18 protein-coding genes and 1 pseudogene are annotated in these 17,958 nt (G+C 61.3%); 9 read left to right on the forward strand and 10 right to left on the reverse strand.

All coding sequences use genetic code 11. The features are described 5' to 3' along the window. Positions 1 to 158: 158 nt before the first annotated feature. The 8 genes from ehuB (at position 159) to QA637_RS24615 (ending at position 7,494) form a co-directional block, all read left to right on the forward strand. A complete protein-coding gene (gene ehuB, locus QA637_RS24580) occupies positions 159 to 1,022 on the forward strand; it encodes an ectoine/hydroxyectoine ABC transporter substrate-binding protein EhuB (RefSeq protein ID WP_283065285.1) in 864 nt (287 codons plus the stop codon). A 150-nt stretch (positions 1,023 to 1,172) separates the two neighbouring features. Then, positions 1,173 to 1,814, forward strand: a complete 642-nt coding sequence (gene ehuC / locus QA637_RS24585; protein ID WP_428843170.1) for an ectoine/hydroxyectoine ABC transporter permease subunit EhuC — start codon at positions 1,173 to 1,175, stop codon at positions 1,812 to 1,814. Then, on the forward strand, positions 1,814 to 2,461 hold the full coding sequence (ehuD, locus tag QA637_RS24590; RefSeq protein ID WP_283065289.1) for an ectoine/hydroxyectoine ABC transporter permease subunit EhuD: 648 nt from the start codon (positions 1,814 to 1,816) through the stop codon (positions 2,459 to 2,461). Before ehuC ends, ehuD begins: the two co-directional genes overlap by 1 nt. 3 nt (positions 2,462 to 2,464) lie before the next feature. Continuing rightward, positions 2,465 to 3,244, forward strand: a complete 780-nt coding sequence (ehuA, locus tag QA637_RS24595) for an ectoine/hydroxyectoine ABC transporter ATP-binding protein EhuA (RefSeq protein ID WP_283065291.1) — start codon at positions 2,465 to 2,467, stop codon at positions 3,242 to 3,244. A gap of 110 nt (positions 3,245 to 3,354) precedes the next feature. Continuing rightward, entirely contained in the window at positions 3,355 to 3,978 is a 624-nt protein-coding gene (locus tag QA637_RS24600) for a GntR family transcriptional regulator (protein WP_428843141.1), read from the forward strand. Next, entirely contained in the window at positions 3,978 to 4,460 is a 483-nt protein-coding gene (locus tag QA637_RS24605) for an Lrp/AsnC family transcriptional regulator (protein WP_283067337.1), read from the forward strand. Before QA637_RS24600 ends, QA637_RS24605 begins: the two co-directional genes overlap by 1 nt. A gap of 133 nt (positions 4,461 to 4,593) precedes the next feature. Then, positions 4,594 to 6,090 carry an NAD-dependent succinate-semialdehyde dehydrogenase gene (locus QA637_RS24610; RefSeq protein WP_283065292.1) on the forward strand — a complete coding sequence of 499 codons (1,497 nt, stop codon included), beginning with the start codon at positions 4,594 to 4,596 and terminating at the stop codon, positions 6,088 to 6,090. Positions 6,091 to 6,114: 24 nt separating this feature from the next. After that, positions 6,115 to 7,494: an aspartate aminotransferase family protein gene (locus QA637_RS24615; RefSeq protein ID WP_283065293.1), complete on the forward strand. Its 1,380-nt coding sequence runs from the start codon at positions 6,115 to 6,117 to the stop codon at positions 7,492 to 7,494. Positions 7,495 to 7,587: 93 nt separating this feature from the next. Here the strand turns inward: QA637_RS24615 and QA637_RS24620 are convergent, their stop codons facing one another. The 10 genes from QA637_RS24620 to osmF form a co-directional block, all read right to left on the reverse strand. After that, the gene (locus QA637_RS24620; protein ID WP_283065294.1) at positions 7,588 to 7,971 is read right to left on the reverse strand and encodes a VOC family protein; all 384 of its coding nucleotides are present in this window, start codon (positions 7,969 to 7,971) and stop codon (positions 7,588 to 7,590) included. Positions 7,972 to 8,069: 98 nt separating this feature from the next. Continuing rightward, complete coding sequence (locus QA637_RS24625; protein WP_283065295.1) at positions 8,070 to 9,203, reverse strand: ABC transporter ATP-binding protein; 1,134 nt, start codon at positions 9,201 to 9,203, stop codon at positions 8,070 to 8,072. Positions 9,204 to 9,293: 90 nt separating this feature from the next. Beyond that, complete coding sequence (locus QA637_RS24630) at positions 9,294 to 10,523, reverse strand: extracellular solute-binding protein (RefSeq protein ID WP_283065296.1); 1,230 nt, start codon at positions 10,521 to 10,523, stop codon at positions 9,294 to 9,296. A 28-nt stretch (positions 10,524 to 10,551) separates the two neighbouring features. Continuing rightward, the gene (locus QA637_RS24635; protein WP_153439564.1) at positions 10,552 to 11,409 is read right to left on the reverse strand and encodes a carbohydrate ABC transporter permease; all 858 of its coding nucleotides are present in this window, start codon (positions 11,407 to 11,409) and stop codon (positions 10,552 to 10,554) included. Further along, the gene (locus QA637_RS24640) at positions 11,406 to 12,290 is read right to left on the reverse strand and encodes a carbohydrate ABC transporter permease (protein ID WP_283065298.1); all 885 of its coding nucleotides are present in this window, start codon (positions 12,288 to 12,290) and stop codon (positions 11,406 to 11,408) included. The genes QA637_RS24635 and QA637_RS24640 overlap by 4 nt, the downstream gene beginning before the upstream one ends. A gap of 13 nt (positions 12,291 to 12,303) precedes the next feature. Next, positions 12,304 to 13,461, reverse strand: coding sequence for a Gfo/Idh/MocA family protein (locus tag QA637_RS24645; protein WP_283065300.1), 1,158 nt, complete (start codon positions 13,459 to 13,461; stop codon positions 12,304 to 12,306). Positions 13,462 to 13,635: 174 nt separating this feature from the next. Then, a complete protein-coding gene (locus tag QA637_RS24650) occupies positions 13,636 to 14,373 on the reverse strand; it encodes an ABC transporter permease (RefSeq protein ID WP_153439567.1) in 738 nt (245 codons plus the stop codon). Next, positions 14,373 to 15,311: an ABC transporter ATP-binding protein gene (locus tag QA637_RS24655; protein WP_153439568.1), complete on the reverse strand. Its 939-nt coding sequence runs from the start codon at positions 15,309 to 15,311 to the stop codon at positions 14,373 to 14,375. The genes QA637_RS24650 and QA637_RS24655 overlap by 1 nt, the downstream gene beginning before the upstream one ends. Next, complete coding sequence (locus tag QA637_RS24660; protein WP_283065303.1) at positions 15,308 to 16,495, reverse strand: ABC transporter permease; 1,188 nt, start codon at positions 16,493 to 16,495, stop codon at positions 15,308 to 15,310. The genes QA637_RS24655 and QA637_RS24660 overlap by 4 nt, the downstream gene beginning before the upstream one ends. Before the next feature lie 189 nt (positions 16,496 to 16,684). After that, the gene (gene osmF / locus QA637_RS24665; RefSeq protein ID WP_153439570.1) at positions 16,685 to 17,596 is read right to left on the reverse strand and encodes a glycine betaine ABC transporter substrate-binding protein OsmF; all 912 of its coding nucleotides are present in this window, start codon (positions 17,594 to 17,596) and stop codon (positions 16,685 to 16,687) included. A gap of 222 nt (positions 17,597 to 17,818) precedes the next feature. Here osmF and QA637_RS24670 point away from each other — a divergent pair. After that, positions 17,819 to 17,929: pseudogene (locus tag QA637_RS24670) on the forward strand (DUF4126 domain-containing protein); the annotation flags it as partial. Between the last annotated feature and the right edge of the window lie 29 nt (positions 17,930 to 17,958).

Here is a 17,958-nt window from a genome sequence, read left to right on the forward strand (position 1 = left end):
GTGTACATCATTTTGCGCGACACGCAACAGGCTTTCCAGATTTTCGCATTTCCTCCGGAGCTTCTTGCCAAAACGAGAGACAGATGTATACTTCTATTCTCTCGCGAGGCATCCAAGCCGTGCGAGGCGAACACCATGTTCAAATAAAAGGGGAACCCATGTTCAAAACTCTCATTTCCCGCAGGAATGCACTGAGGGCAGCAGCCCTCACGATTGCCGCCGTGTCCTTCTCCGGCTACGCCCATGCCGAGTCGACCCTCGAGAGGGCAAAGGCTGCCGGCTATATCCGCATCGGATTTGCCAATGAGGCGCCTTTCGGATTTGCGACGCCGGACGGAAAGCTCACGGGAGAAGCGCCGGAAGTTGCGAAGGCCGTGCTCAAGAAAATGGGCATCGCGGAAGTGGACGGCGTCCTCACGGAATTCGGCTCGCTCATTCCGGGCTTGAAGGCAGGTCGCTTCGACATCATCGCGGCGGGCATGTTCATCAATCCCAAGCGTTGCGCCGAGATCGCCTTCTCCGAGCCCTCCTATGGCATCGGGCAGGCCATGCTGGTCGCGAAGGGCAACCCCAAGGCGGTCAAGGACTATTCCACGTTCGCGTCCAACAAGGACCTGAAGCTCGCCGTGATGGCGGGTGCTGTCGAGAACGGCTACGCCAAGGATGCCGGCGTCGCGCCCGACCAGATCATCTCGCTGCCCGATCAGTCCAGCCTCGTCGCCGCTGTCCAGGCCGGCCGCGCGGATGCGGCAGCGCTGACCGCGCTCTCCATCGCCGAGATGGCCAAGAAGGCGGAAGGCGTGGAATCGACCGAGCCCTTTGGTGAAGTTGCCGGAAAGTCGGTCAAGGGCCATGGCGGCTTCGGCTTCCGCAAGGAAGACAAGGACCTCGTCGAGGCCTTCAACAAGGAGCTCGCCGCCTTCCTGGGCACCCCCGAACACATCGCCCTCGTCGAACCGCTGGGCTTTGGCAAGGCCTATCTGCCAAACAAGACGACCGCGCAGCTTTGCGCAGGCGAGTAACGCCTTCTGGCCGGCGGCGCGAAAGCGCCGCACTTCCAATCCCTGCGTTCATGAGGGACCCAGATGTGGATTCGCATGCTCGCCGCGATGCTCGCGGCAACGTTGCTGCTGATTGCCCTGCTTTCGGCCAACCCTGATTACCGGCTCTTCATGCCGGGCTTGCTCGACGGCGCCGTCCTGACGGTAGAGATCACGCTTCTGGGTGCTGTACTCGCCGTATTCATGGCGCTGATAGCGGCACTCGCAAAGCTCTACGGCCCTCTGCCGATAAGGTGGCTTTCGACGACCTACATTGAAATCTTCCGCGGGACTTCCGCGTTGGTGCAGCTCTTTTGGCTCTATTTCGTCCTGCCGCAATTCGGCATCTTCCTCGACGCCTTTGTGGTGGCGGTTCTGGCGCTCGGCCTGAACATTGGAGCCTATGGAGCGGAAGTGGTCCGGGGTGCCATCGTTTCCGTGGCGCGCGGACAGTGGGAGGCTTCGATCGCACTGAACATGTCTCAGGCACAAATGCTGCGCCGGATCATTCTGCCGCAGGCGTTTACGGCGATGATCCCGCCCTGGGGCAACCTTTTCATCGAACTGGTGAAGTCCACGTCGCTCGTTTCCCTGATTACGCTCGCGGACCTCACCTTCAAGGCCCAGCAAATGAACCAGACCACACTGAAGACCGTCCCGGTGTTTACCCTCGTGCTGCTGATCTATCTGGCCATTTCTCTAACCGTCACCATTGGCATGCGCCTGCTTGAGCAGCGCGCGTCGAGGGGACTGACACGCGGAAGGGTCGCCTGATGTGGGATTGGACATTCACATTCGAGATTCTGCCGGTGCTTGCTCGGGCGGCGATCATGACGGTCGAAGCGACCGCTCTCGGTTTCGTCATAGCGGCGACACTCGGCCTTGTGCTCGCCTCCATCAGGCTGGCTTTTCCGGCCGCCGGCGTCGTCGTCACGGTGCTCGTGGAACTGATCCGGTCGACGCCCCTGCTCATCCAGATATTCTTCCTCTACTTCGTCTTGCCGAAGGCAGGATTCGTGCTGGATGCGTTTACGGCCGGCGTGGCAGCCATTGGCATTCACTATGCCGCCTATTGCTCCGAGGTTTACCGGGCCGGGTTCGAGAACGTTCCGAGAGGGCAATGGGAGGCATCGATCGCTCTCAATCTGTCTCCCTGGAACACTTTCAAGGATATAATCCTGCCTCAGGCCCTGCCTCCGGTCGTTCCTGCGCTTGGAAACTATCTGATCGCGCTTTTCAAGGAGACACCCTTGCTTTCGGCCATTGCCGTCCTCGAGCTCATGCAGACCGCAAAGAACATCGGATCCGAGACCTTCCGCTATACCGAGCCCGTCACGCTCGTCGGGGTGTTCTTCCTGGTTATGAGTCTCGTTTCAGCGGGCATGGTCCGGATGCTCGAATCGTGGTTGCAGCGGAGATAAAAGATGAACGACATGCCAATGGTACGCTTCGAGAACGTTTCAAAACGCTACGGCCCGCTCACCGTTCTCGACAATCTCAATCTTGACATCGGCCGCGGCGAGAAGGTGTCGATCATCGGTCCCTCGGGCTCCGGCAAGACGACCGTCTTGCGCATGCTTATGACGTTGGAGGCCATCAATGACGGCGTCCTCTGGGTCGATGGGGAGCCCATGACGCACATGATGCAGAACGGCAAGCTCGTGCCTGCGACCACCAAGCACATACGCCGGATCCGCGCGAAAATCGGCATGGTATTCCAGTCCTTCAACCTCTTCCCGCACATGACGGCGATGGGAAACTGCATCGAAGCTCCGATAACCGTGCTCGGAATGAAGCGCTCGGAGGCCGAGGAACGCGCGGCGGAACTTCTCAACATGGTCGGCCTGTCCGCCAAGAAGGATCACTACCCGTCGCAGCTGTCGGGCGGTCAGCAGCAGCGCGTGGCGATCGCGCGGGCGCTTGCAATGCGGCCGAAGATCATGTTGTTCGACGAAGTCACGTCGGCGCTCGACCCGGAACTTGTCGGCGAAGTCCTGCAGGTTATAAGGAAGATCGGGCGCGAACACGACCTGACCATGCTCATGGTCACCCACCAGATGGGTTTCGCCAAGGAGTTTTCGGACAGGGTGTGCTTCTTCTATCAAGGCAAGATTTGCGAGCAGGGCGCGCCGTCGGAAATCTTTGGAAACCCCAAGAACGAAAGGACAAGGCAGTTTCTGAACGCTGTCTTGGAAGCAGGATAATCTTGCATCCGGAATTGCCCGACAATGTCGAAACCAGCAACTCCCTCCAGCCGGCATCGGCCAGAGAGAGGTTCGACCGGATATACCATACCCTCAGGGACCGCATCTGCATGCTCGAATACGCACCGAGCAGCCGTCTGTCCGAGGAAGAGCTGGCGAAGGAATTTTCCACCAGCCGCACGCCCGTGAGACGTGTGCTGGCAAGGCTGGAGTCCGAGGGGCTGGTGGAATCGGTGCATGGTGTCGGGACGATCGTGACCGACCCCGATATCGGGGAATTGGTGCAGATCTATCATTTGCGCATGGAACTTGCGCTTCTGGTCGGCAAGCTTTCGCCGATCCCGCGCAGCGCCGAGGATCTCGAAAGGATCAGGGCGCTGATAGCCCGCTGCGACGAGGAGATGAAAAATCCCACGCAAAAGGCCTTCCTGCACCTGAACATGGCATTCTTTACCGAAATCAGGGCGTTTACGGGAAACCTCCCGCTGCGGGAGATCAGCGAGCGACTGTACTATCAGGTCGTTCGCGTCGTCTTGAAAATGATGCCGAAGCTCGGATTGGCGGAAGAGTACTCGGCCTTTCGCAACGAGATGCAGGCTGTCCTGTCCGCCGCCGAAATCGGCGACTGGGAGGCGATCGGGTACATTCGGCGGGCCCATATCTCGATGAGCTTCCACCGCATGATGGCCTATGCCGAGAAGTCGGAACAGTCCGAAGAGCGTTCCAAGGCATGATCAAGCTTGACGCCATTGATCTGCGCATCCTGGAAGCGATCCAGAAGGACGGAAGAATTACCAAGCTGGCGCTCGCCGAAAAGGCGGGGCTGTCGCCAACACCGTGCTGGCTGAGGCTGAGGAAACTGGAAAAGGCCGGGATAGTAACGGGCTATCACGCGCGGCTCGCCATGCGCCGGGTGACCCCGGTCACGAGCGTTCTCACCGAAATCACGCTCGGCAACCATCGCCAGACCGATTTCGAACGCTTCGAACGGGTGGTCGCCTCGATTCCCGAAATCGTCGCTTGCTGGTCCGTCGGCGGCGGCGTCGACTATATTCTGAAAATCATGACACCCGACGTCGACGCCTACCAGCGGCTCATCGATGGCTTGCTGGATCGCGAGTTGGGCATCGACCGCTATTTCACTTACATCGTCACCAAGACGGTCAAGGAAGAAACCCAGCTTCCGCTCACCAGCCTGATCCCTGATACGCTGTAGATTGGGATGCCGTAGACAATCCGGCTCTCCAACCCCGCTTATTTAGTCCAACTCTCTGCCGGATGTGCCCGGAATAGACAACTTCTCTCCCTGTTGCAGTCCAGACTACAGCCAACACGAGAGGAGATCGGACATGACAGCTGTTTTCGCGCGCACGACCTTCCACGACGCATTGAACCACCTGAATGATCGGCAGCTCTTACGGGAGCTCGCCTATGTCGGAGGGCGCTGGGTTGCCGGGCGTGACGGCAAGGCCTTCGAGGTCTCAGACCCGGCAACGGGTGCGACGCTTGCCTGGGTCGCATCGCTCGAAGCCGCCCAGACTTCCGAAGCCGTCGATGCCGCTGCCAAGGCTTTCCCGGCATGGCGTAGCATGTTGCCGCAAGCACGCGCCGCCATTCTGCGCAAATGGTACGAGCTGATGCTCGCCGCCAAGGAGGATCTCGCGCTGCTGATGACGCTGGAGCAGGGCAAACCGCTTGCGGAATCCCGTGGCGAAATCGACTACGCCGCCTCGTTCATCGAGTGGTATGCCGAGGAAGGCAAGCGGCTCAACGCCGAGAACATAACGAGCCATCTGCCGGGCGCGGAGATGATCGTGCGCCGCGAAGCACTCGGCGTGGTCGGCGTCGTCACGCCCTGGAACTTCCCCTCCGCGATGATCACCCGAAAGGCGGCCGCAGCATTTGCCGCCGGCTGCACAGTCGTTGCCCACCCCTCCTCCGAGACACCGCTTTCCGCCCTGGCGCTTGCGGAGCTCGGCGAGCGCGCCGGCCTTCCGGCCGGCGTCTTCAATGTCGTCACCGGTGATGCCGCGACCATTGTCGGCCGCCTGTGCGAGGAGCCCCGCGTGCGCGCCATGAGCTTCACCGGCTCGACCGAGATCGGCAAGCTGATCGCCCGCCAGTGCGCTCCGACGATGAAGCGGCTGGTGATGGAACTCGGCGGCCATGCGCCGCTCATCGTCTTCGCAGATGCCGACGTGGAGAAGGCGGCGGACATCGCGATCGCCGCAAAATTCGCGACCTCCGGGCAGGACTGCCTGGCGGCGAACCGGATCTATGTCGAGCGACCGATCCTCAAGGCCTTCAACGAGGCTTTCGCTGCACGCGTATCCCGTCTCAAGGTCGGCGCGGGGCTCGCGCAAGACACGGACATCGGACCGCTCATGCACGAGCGTGCCATCGGCAAAGTCGAGGAGCAGGTCGCCGATGCGCTGAAATGCGGCGCGAAACTCGCGATCGGCGGAAAGCGGCACGCCGCAGGGCCGCTGTTCTTCCAGCCGACCGTGCTCACCGATGTGCCGGACGACGCGCTGATCATGCGCGAAGAGACATTCGGCCCCGTGGCCGCCGTCACCGCATTCGGCAGCGAGGATGAGGTGATCGCCCGGGCGAACGACACCGAATATGGCCTCGTGGCCTACGTCGTTACTGAGAACGGCGCTCGCCAGCTACGGCTCGCACGAGCGCTCGAATACGGCATGGTGGCAATCAACCGGGTGAAGATCACCGGCGGACCGATCCCCTTCGGCGGCTGGAAGCAGTCCGGCTTGGCGCGCGAAGGCTCACGCCACGGCATGGAGGCCTTCACCGAACTCAAATATCTCTGCATCGACACCGCCGCCTGAACTGATTTGACGAAAGGAAAGACCATGCTCGATAAAAGCAACGAACTCACCGCCTGGGACCGCGACCATTTCTTCCATCCGTCCACGCATATGGGCATGCATGCGCGCGGCGAGAGCGCGACACGGGTCATCAGTGACGGCGAAGGCGTCTACATCACCGACGTTGCCGGCAAGCGCAGCCTCGACGCCTTCGCTGGCCTCTACTGCGTCAACGTTGGCTATGGCCGGCAGAAGATCGCCGAGGCGATCGGCGAACAGGCGAAGAACCTCGCCTATTATCACGCCTATGTCGGCCACGGCACCGAGGCGTCGATCCGGCTGTCCAAGATGATCATCGATCGCGCGCCGAAAGGCATGAGCCGCGTCTATTTCGGCCTTTCCGGTTCGGATGCCAACGAGACCAACATCAAGCTCATCTGGTACTACAACAACATTCTCGGCCGGCCCGAAAAGAAGAAGATCATTTCCCGTTGGCGCGGCTATCATGGTTCGGGCGTGATGACCGGCTCGCTGACCGGCCTGCACCTATTCCATAATGCCTTCGATCTGCCGCGCGCACCGATCCTGCACACCGAGGCGCCCTACTATTTCCGCCGTCCGGATCGCTCGATGAACGAAGAGCAGTTCTCGCAATATTGCGCCGACAAGCTGGAGGAAATGATCCTCGCCGAAGGGCCGGATACGATCGCAGCCTTCATCGGTGAGCCGATCCTTGGTACGGGCGGCATTGTGCCGCCGCCGAAGGGCTACTGGCAGAAGATCCAGGCGGTGCTCGAGAAATACGACATCCTGCTCATTGCCGACGAGGTCGTCACGGGGTTCGGACGTCTCGGCACCATGTTCGGTTCCGATCACTACGGCATCAAGCCGGACCTCATCACCATCGCCAAGGGCCTGACCTCGGCCTATGCGCCGCTTTCCGGCAGCATCGTTTCGGAAAAGATGTGGCAGGTGCTGGTGCAGGGATCCGACGAACTCGGCCCGATCGGCCATGGCTGGACCTACTCCGCCCACCCGATCTGCGCCGCCGCCGGCATTAGCAATCTCGAATTGATCGACGAACTCGGCATCGTCGAGAACGCCGGCTCGACCGGAGCATATTTCCGATCCGAGCTTGCAAAGGCGTTCTCGGAGCACCGGCACGTCGGCGAAGTGCGCGGAGATGGTCTGATGGCGGCGATCGAGTTCGTGGAAGACCGGGACGATCGGAAGTTCTTCGATCCGGCGCTGAAGGTCGGCCCAAGGGTGGCTACGGCGCTGGCAGAGCGCGGCGTCCTCGGCCGGGCGATGCCGCAGGGTGACATCCTGGGCTTTGCCCCGCCCCTCTGCCTGACGCGGGAAGAGGCCGACATCGTCGTGACGGCGGCAGTCGGCGCCATCTCCGAAGTCCTGGGCAAAAAATGACTGCCTGAATTCCGATAGTTCAAATCCGGCGGAGCGCTGTCCGGCTACGGCGCTCCGTAAACCGTTCCAGTCCGACTTGCTTTGCAGCGCCCGTCAGCGACCGGCGGGCTGAAACAACTCGACGAAATTGCCGGACGGGTCGATCAGCAGGATCTGTGATCCGCCTGGTCCGGTGACGATGTCGTTGCGGAACTTGGCGCCGGCGGCTTTCAGTCGCGCGACCTCGGCAGCCAGATCACCGACGATGAGGTGGATACGATTCCAGCCACCGGGCGCGGGACGCTCGCCGTCGGGCATCGGTCGGCCCGCGGAACTCAAAGGGCCACTGAGCAATAGCCGCAGCGCTCCGCGCTTGACGTCCGCGAAAGCCGGAGCGTGGTTGGAAAGAAGCGAAAAGCCCAGATGCTTCGTGTACCACTCGATGGAAGCCTCGACGTCATCCACCATGTAGCGCACGTTGACGGTTATTTCCGGCATGCCTGCCTCCCGATCCGAGTTCACCCAGCCAGATTGACGTGCGGTACTCTACGACAACGGTCGCGGAAGCGGAAATTTCCTGTGGCGCAACCAGCCGATCAGGCTGCTGCGGGATCGAAAAGCGCCATGTCGATATCGGTCATCTCGACGCGACGCTCGAAGGCGATGCCGTTTTCGTCGAACAGGTGGCAGTCAGCGGCACGGATGCCGGTCCTGACCTCTTCGTCCGCCCGGATCGCAGCGGTGCCCGGGAGCATCGCGCAATAATTCTCCCCCTCACCTCCGAGCGAAGCATAGGCAACCGTATGGGCTCCGAGACGCTCGATGACGGAGGGCGTGACCGCCAACGTCAGGTCGCCGGAACCGACCTGGATATGCTCGGGGCGCACACCAAGGGTCAAAGTCGCACCGGCCATGCCGCTACGCGGCGTCACCGGAATGATCGCCGTCTGCCCCTTGTATTCAACCTCGACGCCGGCGTCGCTAACGCTCTTGCAGGTGACCGGCAGGAAGTTCATTTTCGGGTTGCCGATGAACCCGGCCACGAAGGTGTTGGCCGGTTTGTGATAGAGTTCGAGCGGCGCGCCCGTCTGGGCGATCTCTCCGGCGTTCAGCACGACGATCCGGTCCGCCATCGTCATCGCCTCGACCTGGTCGTGCGTGACGTAGATCATCGTTGCCTTCAGTTGCCGGTGCAGTTTCGCCAGTTCGATGCGCATGTCGGCGCGCAAGGCCGCGTCCAGGTTCGACAGCGGCTCGTCGAAGAGGAAGATCTTCGGCTCGCGCACGATCGCCCGGCCGATCGCGACACGCTGGCGCTGGCCGCCGGAAAGCATGCCGGGCTTCTGCTGGAGCCGCTGATCGAGATGGAGGATGCGCGCCGCGTGCTCCACCTTGGCCTTGAGCTTCTCCTCGGGCATCTTCTCCACGCGCAACGGGAATGCGATGTTCTCGAACACCGTCATGTGCGGATAGAGCGCATAGGACTGGAAGACCATGGCGATACCGCGCTTGACCGGCGGCAAGTCGTTGACACGCTTGCCGTCGATGACGATGTCGCCCGCAGTCGTCTCGTCAAGGCCAGCGATCATTCTGAGCAGCGTGGACTTGCCGCAGCCCGATGGGCCGACGAAGACCACGAACTCGCCGTTCCTGACTTCGAGTTCGACACCCTTCAGCACTTCGTAGGTTCCGTAGAATTTCTGAACCTTTTTAAGATTGAGCTGTCCCAAGAATCTGTCTCCGGCCACCGGCGAGAAGCGGCTCTTTCGTGAAAGCGAGGGAAGGACCGCGAACCCGTCAGTTCGCGGTCCTCATCGGGCTTACTTGTACTGTTCGAGTTCGCCGGCAGCCTTCTTCAAAGCATCGGCCGGCTCCGCCTTGCCCGTGACGACCGACTGCACCATGTCGATCATTGCGTTCTGAAAGCCCTTGTAATCCGTGAAGAGCGGCTCTGGACCGCCATAGCCAATGCCGTCGATCAACGGCTTCCAGGATGGGTCGGCCTTGACGAATTCGTCGACCTTCGGGGACGGGCGCAGCGGCGTCAGCCCTGCGCCGCCCTGCAACTCGTACTCGCCCTGCGGTCCCGGCGAGGTGATGAACTTCGCGAACTCGATCGCCTTTTCCTCGACGCCGGTACCCTTGAAGATCGCCAGGCTGTCCGTGATCAGGAGCGTCCCTTCACCCTTGGCCGAAGGGCCGAGCGGCAGCGGCGCGATGCCCCAGTTGATCTTCGTGTCCTTGAGCAGCGCAGCCGCGCCGGAGCCCGACTGGATCATGCCAGCCTTGCCGTCAAGGAAGATGGCACGGATTTCGTTCTGCTCGTAAGCGGTCGCTCCTTCGACCGAATAGGGCGTGATGTCCTTGTAAGCCTGCAGCGCAGCCAGCACTTCCGGGCTGTCCACCACAATCTTGTCGCCGTCGATGACCTTGCCGTTGTTGGTGTAAACCCAGTGCATGAACTGGTGCATCGTGTTGTCGAAGGTCTTGGCCGGCAGACCATAGCCCGCAATGCCGGTCTTTTCCTTGATCTGCTTGGCAAAGGCGATCTCTTCGGCCCAGGTCTTCGGCGGCGTTTCCGGGTCGAGGCCCGCCTGCTTGAAGAGGTCCTTGTTCCAATAGAGCGCCTTGGTCGAGAATGCGATCGGCACGCCCCACTGGTTATCCTCGAAGGTCACCGTGTCGACGATGTTCGGATAGTAGCTCTTCTTCTCTTCCTCGGTCATGGGGACCGGAACGATCATATCGTTCTCGGCGAACTCCTTGAGTGTGCGGGACCCCACATAGGCCATGCCGACCGGCGTACCGGCCGCAGCAAGTGTCGTCGCCTTGTCCTGGCACTGGGCCCAGCCGACGACTTCCGGTACCACCTTCCAGCCGGCGTTCTTGCCTTCCCATTCCTTGATGTATTTCTCGTGGATCGGATCGATCTTGTCGCCGCAGTAGATCCAGCTGATCTCCTGGTCGGCGGCCTGCGCGGCAACGCTCCCGAGCGCGGTCGAACCGAGCAAGGCAAGCGTTAGAAAAGCAGTCTTGTAAGCAATGGTCACGATGGAACTCCCCTTCTTTGGTGGTTGCTTATTGTTTCACCGCGCCGGCGGTCAGGCCGCTGACGAGATAGCGTTGCAGGAAGAAAATGACGACGACGGCCGGCGCAATGCCGACGAAGCTAGCGGCCATCAGTTCGTTCCAGACCACTTCCTGCCGGCCGAAATAGGCGAAGAGACCCACGGGCAACGGCATGTACTCGGTCTTGGAATTGAAGGTCAGCGCGAAGATGAACTGCTGGGCGTAGGAGCCGATGAAGGTGGTGATCGCGACGACGGTGATGCCCGGCATGGCGATCGGCAGGATCACCCGGCGAAGCGTGTAGAAGTGACTGGCGCCGTCGACGAAGGCAGCCTCGTCCAGTTCCCGGGGGATACGCATCATGTAGGTGCGCAAGAGCCAGATCGCCGAGGGAATGAGGAAGGCGACGCCCGGCACGATCATGGCGAAATAGGTGTTGAGCACGCCGAAGCTGCGCATCAGTCGGAAGAGCGGGATCAACAGCACTGCGCCGGAAAACATGTTGACCGCGAGGAAGGCCGCAAGCAGCGGCCCGCTACCGCGGAACCTGAAGCGCGCAAATGCATAGGCAGCCGGCACCACCAGTGCCAGCACGACCGCGGTGACGATGATGGAAACGAAGAATGAGTTGAAGATATAGCGGGCGAAGCCTGGCACGCTCACCCACATGGTCCTGTAGGCAGCAAAGGACCCATTCTCCGGCCAAAAGCGGTAGGGCGATGAAAAGAGCAGGCTGAGCGGCTTCAGCGACACCAGGAAGCCTTCGACAAATGGTGCGAGAATAAAGCTCAGGAAGACGAAGATCCCCGCATAGATTCCGACGAGCTCGTACCAGCGGTAGCGATTGATCAAGGCCGGCTGGCTCATCGGCTTTCTCCCGAGGCAAGGCGGTGGGTGACGCGGAAGTAGAGCAGGCAGAAAATCGACAGAAAGATGCAGATCACCACGGCGCGCGCTGCACCTTCGCCGTATTTCTTCGAGCCGATGGCCGTTCGATACGTGTCGATGATCATCGTCGTCGTGTCACCGTTCGGGCCGCCCTGAGTCAGAATCCAGATGATGTCGAACGAGTTGAAGGTGGCGATCAGCGACAGCATCGACATGGTGATCATCGCCGGAACAAGCAGCGGGAGCGTGATGCGGCGAAAGCGGTAGAAGCGGCCGGCCCCGTCCGTCCATGCCGCCTCGTAAAGATCCTGCGGGATCGCCTGGATCGAGGCCAGGAGATAGAGCGTCACCAGCGGCACGCCGATCCAGACGTCGGTGATGATCGTTGCCCAGAATGCCGTTGAACCGTGCGCGAGGAAGGCGATCGGGCCGTCGACAAGGCCCATGTTCTGCAGCACGCCGGAAATCATCCCGAACTGGCCGTTGTACATCCAGCCCCACATGAAGATGCCGATTGCCATCGGCACGATCCACGGCGGCATGGTCAGGACGCGAAAGAGCGCACGCCCAGGTACGGCGGCGTTCAGCATGACGGCGCCGAAGGTGCCGATGATCATCTTGATCGAGACGGAAAAGAAGGTCCAAACGAATGTCCGGACGATCACTTCCGCGAAAGTCCTGTTGAAGATCTTGTCGTAGTTGACCGTGCCCACCCACTTGGTCGTCTTCTTCAGCGAAGCATCTGTAAACGACAGGATGAACGTGTCGACGAGCGGATAGGCAACGATGACCGAGACATAGAGCAAGGCGGGAAGAAGCAGGATCCAGGCGAAGATGACGGTGCTGCGCCGAACGCTCATGCTCCTCACCCTCTCAGGCCGCACGGGCGTGCAGGGCTTCGTCGAAGCGGTCCCAGAGCGGTCTCAAATCGACGACCGCCCTCTTCATCCGCGCCTCGTCCATGGAAAGCGCCAAGATGCCGGCCTCCAGCGCATCGAGCGGTGAGACCGGCAGCGGCCCCTCGTCTCGGACGTGGGCGATGATCTCGGCCGCCATCTGCTCGTCGGCGCCGTAATGCTGCGAAAGCTCCGTCGCGGCATAGCGCTTCTCGACCACCTTCTTGCCGGAGAGCACTTCATGGACATCGAGATAGCCGCGGATGAAGTCGCCTTCGGCCATGCCGCGCGATCCCATCACGCAGAAGCGGCGGAACTGGTCCGGCACGTTCAGGTTGGTGTGGAAATTCATCGCAACGCCGTTGGCGTATTCGATGATCGCAACCTGATAGTCGATGATGTCGCCATCGCTGTCGAAGACCCTGTCCGATCCGAGCCACCCGCTTGGCTTGCGGTGGAAGAGCTGCAGATCGTTGATGCCTTCGCGGGCGGGATCGTTGGCAGGAATGAAGCTCTTGCGGCCGCCGAAGCTTGCGACCCGTTCGGGCCGGGCGCCGACGACACCGTTATAGAGATCGAGGTCATGGCAGCATTTTTCGAGCATGAAGCTGCCGGCGTAGCGTCCATAGCGGCGCCAGTCACGCATGAAAAATGCGCCATGATAGGGTTCGATATGTTCCGAGGCCTCGATCGAAACGACCTGGCCGAGCGTTCCCGCGGCCTGGGCGGCGCGAAGGTCGCGATACAGCGGCGCGTAGCGCAGCACGAGGCCGACCATCAGGCGGTCGTGACCGTGCTTCGCCAAAAGCCCGGCAAGCTCAAGGCTCTGTTCGATCGTACTGACGATCGGCTTCTCACAGAAGATCTTGAGACCAGCCTCTAGGCCGATGCGGATATGATCGAGATGCATGTGGTTGGGCGAGCCGATCATCAGCAGATCGAGCTTCTCGCTGGCGATCAGTTCCTCAGGCGATCCATAGGCCTTGCCGGCGGGAATGCCTTTTTCGACGAGGGTTGCGAGGCCGGCGGGCGCCGGGTCGACATAGCCGGCGATCTCGAAGCTTTCGTCGATCGCCTTGAAAACGTAGCCCAGATAGCCAAGACGGAATCCGAGTCCGATTATACCGACTTTCATGCTCGCGCTGTTCCCTTGCCTTTTGGCGTAATTTATTTTCGTAGACTGAGATAGATTTTTCAGGGCGTCAACAAAAAATCGGCCATTCCGGCGAAATGTGAAATTCATTTTCACAATCGCGCCAAACTGCTGCTGTTACGACTTCTGCGAGCAGTGGCAAGTCGTCCGGATGGTCTAGGCGCGCACCCGGCCGGAAAGGAATCTCTCGAATGCCTGAAGCCCATCATGGATGAGCACGGCCAGCGCGGCGACGATGAGGCCGCCTTGAAGCACGAAGGCGAGGTTGTTCGACTGCAGACCGGCGATGATGACTTCCCCGAGCGTCTTGGCCGCAACGGTCGACCCGATCGTTGCGGTCGCAAGACTGATCACGACGGACAATCGGATCCCCGTCAGGATCACCGGCAGCGCCAGGGGAAGCTCAATGTTGAAAAGCCGCTGGCGCTCCGTCATACCCGCGCCGCGTGCAGCCTCCATCACGGCGGGCGGCAGCGTCGTCAAGCCCGTCAGCGCATTCTCGAAGATCGGCAGCAGGCCATAGAGGAAGAGGGCGATCAGCGTCGGTTTCTCGCCAAAGCCGAAAATCGGCACCGCCAGCGCCAGGACAGCGACCGGCGGAAAGGTCTGGCCGATGTTCACGAGGCTGCGCGAGAGCGGAAGAAACTCCGCCCCTGCCTTCCGCGTCACGAGGATCGCCAGAGCCACGGCAACGGCAGCCGCGCCAGCCGTTGCGACAAAAACTGTCCTGAGATGCAGCACGGTCAGCCAGAACAGGCTGCCCTGGTTGTAGATCGCCGGCGCATTTTGCTGAACCAGTGGCCGCAGCAAGGGTTCGAACCAGGAGGGCTGCAGCAGGAAGGCGAGCAACAGCAGCAGGACAGCAATCCGGGCGAGCTTGGGTAGCCACGCCATCACCGTGGCCTCGCCGCCCGTTTTGCCAAGCCTTCGAGGCTGACCTTGCCGAGGATGGCGCCGTCCGGCGCGGCAACCGGCAGCGCAGATCGCCCGGACCACAGGAGCTCGGAGAGCGCCTCGCGCTGGCTGAGCGTCGCCGGTATCGGCGCGCCTTCGGCCGAGCCGGGCTCGACCGCATCCGCGGCCGTGTCGATCGCCAGCAGCCGGAATGGCCGCTCGCTGGTGCCGATCAGCGTTTCCACGAAAGGTGTCGCGGGTTTGACCAGCATCTCGGCCGGTGTCGCGTATTGCACGACCTCGCCCTTGTCCATCACGGCGATCCTGTCGGCGAGGTGAAACGCCTCTTCCATGTCATGGGTGACGAGGATGATGGTCGTGCCGAAGTGTCTCTGGATCGCGACGAGGTCGTCCTGCGCCTTGGAGCGGATGATCGGATCGAGGGCGCCGAAGGGTTCGTCCATCAGAAGCACGTTCGGCTCGGCGGCGAGCGCGCGCGCAACGCCGACCCGCTGCTGCTGGCCTCCGGAAAGCTCATGCGGATAGCGCGGGCCAAAGGCCGCAGAATCGAGCTGGAACAGCGTCAGCAGTTCCTCGACCTTCGCGTCGATGCGCTTCCTGTCCCAGCCGAGGAGCGTCGGGACCGTGGCGATGTTCTGGGCGACCGTGCGGTGTGGAAACAGCCCGTGGCCCTGGATGGCGTAGCCGATCCTGCGGCGAAGCTCGAAATCCGGCAGGGCGCGGTTATCCTGGCCATCGATCCTGATCGTGCCCGAAGTCGGCTCGACCAGCCGGTTGACCATTCTGATCAGCGTCGTCTTGCCCGAGCCGGAGGTGCCGACGATCACGGTGATCGTATGCGGTTCGACGGTCAGCGACACGTCGTCGACAACGGTCGTGTTGCCATAGCGCTTGGTAACCTGTTCGATTTCGATCATGCGGTATTGCCCTGGTTACGGTCCGTTACGGTCATTTCGATCAAGGCGTCGAGCACGATCGCCGCCGCAAAGGCCAGGACGACGGTCGGCACAGCGCCGAGCAGCACGAGGTCCATCGCCGTCTGGCCTATGCCCTGGAAGACGAAGACGCCGAAACCGCCGCCGCCGATAAGGGCGGCGATGGTTGCGAGTCCGATGTTCTGGACGAGCACGATGCGGATGCCGGTGAGGATCACCGGAAAGGCGAGCGGAAACTCGATGCCGGCAAGTCGCTGCCAGTCGGTCATACCGATGCCGCGAGCAGCGTCGTTGGCGTCGCGCGGGACGCCGGCGAGCCCGACCACCGTATTGGCGACGACGGGCAGCAAGGAATAGAGAAACAACGCGACAAAAGCGGGCGCGACGCCGATGCCGCGAATGCCGATGGCCGCGGCACCCGGCACATGTGTCGCGATCCAGCCGAGCGGAGCGATCAGGATGCCGAAAAGCGCGATCGACGGAATTGTCTGGATGGCGTTGAGAACGTTCAGCACGCTGGCGCGCAACACCTCCACCCGATGGCAAAGCACGCCTAGCGGCAAGCCGATGACGGTCGCCGCCGCGAGCGATCCGAGCGCGAGCGTTACGTGCCGCCCCGCCTCCTTCCAGAAGGTGTCGACGCGGCTTGCATATTCCTTCAGGATGGAGAGTCCGTCCCAGCCGCCGGCTATCAGCATAGCACCGGCGGCCGCAAGAACCGAAACAAGAAAGAGGAGGCGGATGACGGGCCCGGGATTCAGGCGTGTCAGCGCATCGGCAACCAGAAGTGAGAAGGCGAAAACCATCACCCAGAAGCCCGAGGCCGGCGAAACGCGGGCATAGGTGTTTTCCGGCGGCGTCAGATGATTGGCGGCCATTCCGATCAGAATGCCAAGCGCGACGAGAGCGGCAAAAGCCGCAGCCATTCGTACCAGGTTCGGCGTCTTGAAGAGGGCAACCGCCGCAGCCAACGCGATGAGGCCAAGAAGCGTGTATCCGAGCGATGGCGGCAAGGCCTCCAGAATTGCCTTCGCCTCACCCTGGACGATCCGGTTGGCCCGGAAGGTTGCAAACGGCGCAAGGAGCGCGCCGTAGCCAGCGAGCGCAGCAATGACGACGCCGAGCTTGTCGACGCGGAAGGGCAAGCGTTCCTTTCCTTGGATCATGCCATCACCCGTGGCGTTTCAGGAGTCGCCCGTCCGGTCGGATGGACTGCTGCATGATTCCTTAAATCGGAATCGATTAAGGACAAAATCATGCGGCAGTTCGATTTGCTACAGCGTCCTTTGCGCATCTGACTGGACGCGTGGGCTGCAGGAGGCGCCCGTCTGGACGTGCGCCCTCCCTTCGTCACATCATTTCAGAAAGCCGTTCTTCTTCAAGAAGTCCTCGGCAACGGCCTTGGCCGGCTCGCCGCCAACCTGGACGCGCCCATTAAGCTCCTGCAGCGTCACGAGGTCGAGCTTTTCGAAGACCGGTTTCAGCAATTCCTCGATCTGCGGGTTTTCCTTGAGCACCGCTTCGCGGATGATCGGTGCCGGCTGATAGATCGGCTGGACGCTCTTGTCGTCTTCGAGCACGACGAGGCCGGAAGGCGCAATGCCGCCATCGGTGCCGTAGACCATCGCGGCGTTGGCGCCGTTCGTCTGATTTGCAGCCGCGGCAATCGTCGCCGATGTATCGCCGCCTGACAGCGTGATCAGTTGGTCGGGCTTAAGCTTGAAGGAATATGTTGTCTGGAACGCCGGAAGCGCCGCGGCCGAGTTGACGAATTCGGACGAGGCCGCAAGCTTGACCTCGCCGCCGCCCGAGACATATTTGCCGAAGTCGGAGAGCGTCTTGAGCTTGTTGGCCTCTACGACCTCCTTGCGGAGCGCGATCGCCCAGGTGTTGTTGGCGGGCGACGGGGTCAGCCAAACGATCTTGTTGGCGTCATAGTCGAGCTTCTTTGCCTGCTCATAGGCCTTGGCAGCATCTTTCCAGGCCGGATCGTCCGCCTTCTCGAAGAAGAACGCTGCATTGCCGGTATATTCGGGATAAATGTCGATCTCCCCGGCGGTAATCGCCTTGCGCACCACTGGTGTCGCGCCAAGCTGAACACGGTCCGTGGTCTTGATACCGTTGGCATTGAGGACGGCGAGAATGATATTGCCGAGCACGCCCCCTTCCGTATCGATTTTCGAGGAAACGACGACATCGGCCTCAGCCGCAGCGGCGGTGAGCGCGATGGCAAGGGCAGTACCGATAACAGTCTTGATCAGGCGCATGATTGTCTCCCTCGTTCTGGTCTCGCAGTTTGATCACGGATTCTCCGCTGGGTCGGCGTAAGCCATTCCATATATGTCAGGGTTCGGCGAAAAATAGAGCGGGTTGCGTGTCCGCGCCTACGGTTGAATTCTCCGGCAGACGCACTCTCCTATTGGACATTGCAATCGATACCGTTCTCAGCCACTCTCCCCTCAGCGCATGGAATTGTTTCGGGGGAAACCATGTCCGTCAAGATTTTCGCGCTTTTGATTGGTGTGGTGGCGGGGCTTTGTGCCATGACCGCGCCCGCCGCCGTCTGCATCGCGGCCGATGCGGGCTGGCTGCCAATTGCCCTTCTCCAAGCTCTGATCGCAATTCTGCT

It is taken from the genome of Sinorhizobium terangae (assembly GCF_029714365.1).
Taxonomy (GTDB): Bacteria; Pseudomonadota; Alphaproteobacteria; order Rhizobiales; family Rhizobiaceae; genus Sinorhizobium; species Sinorhizobium terangae.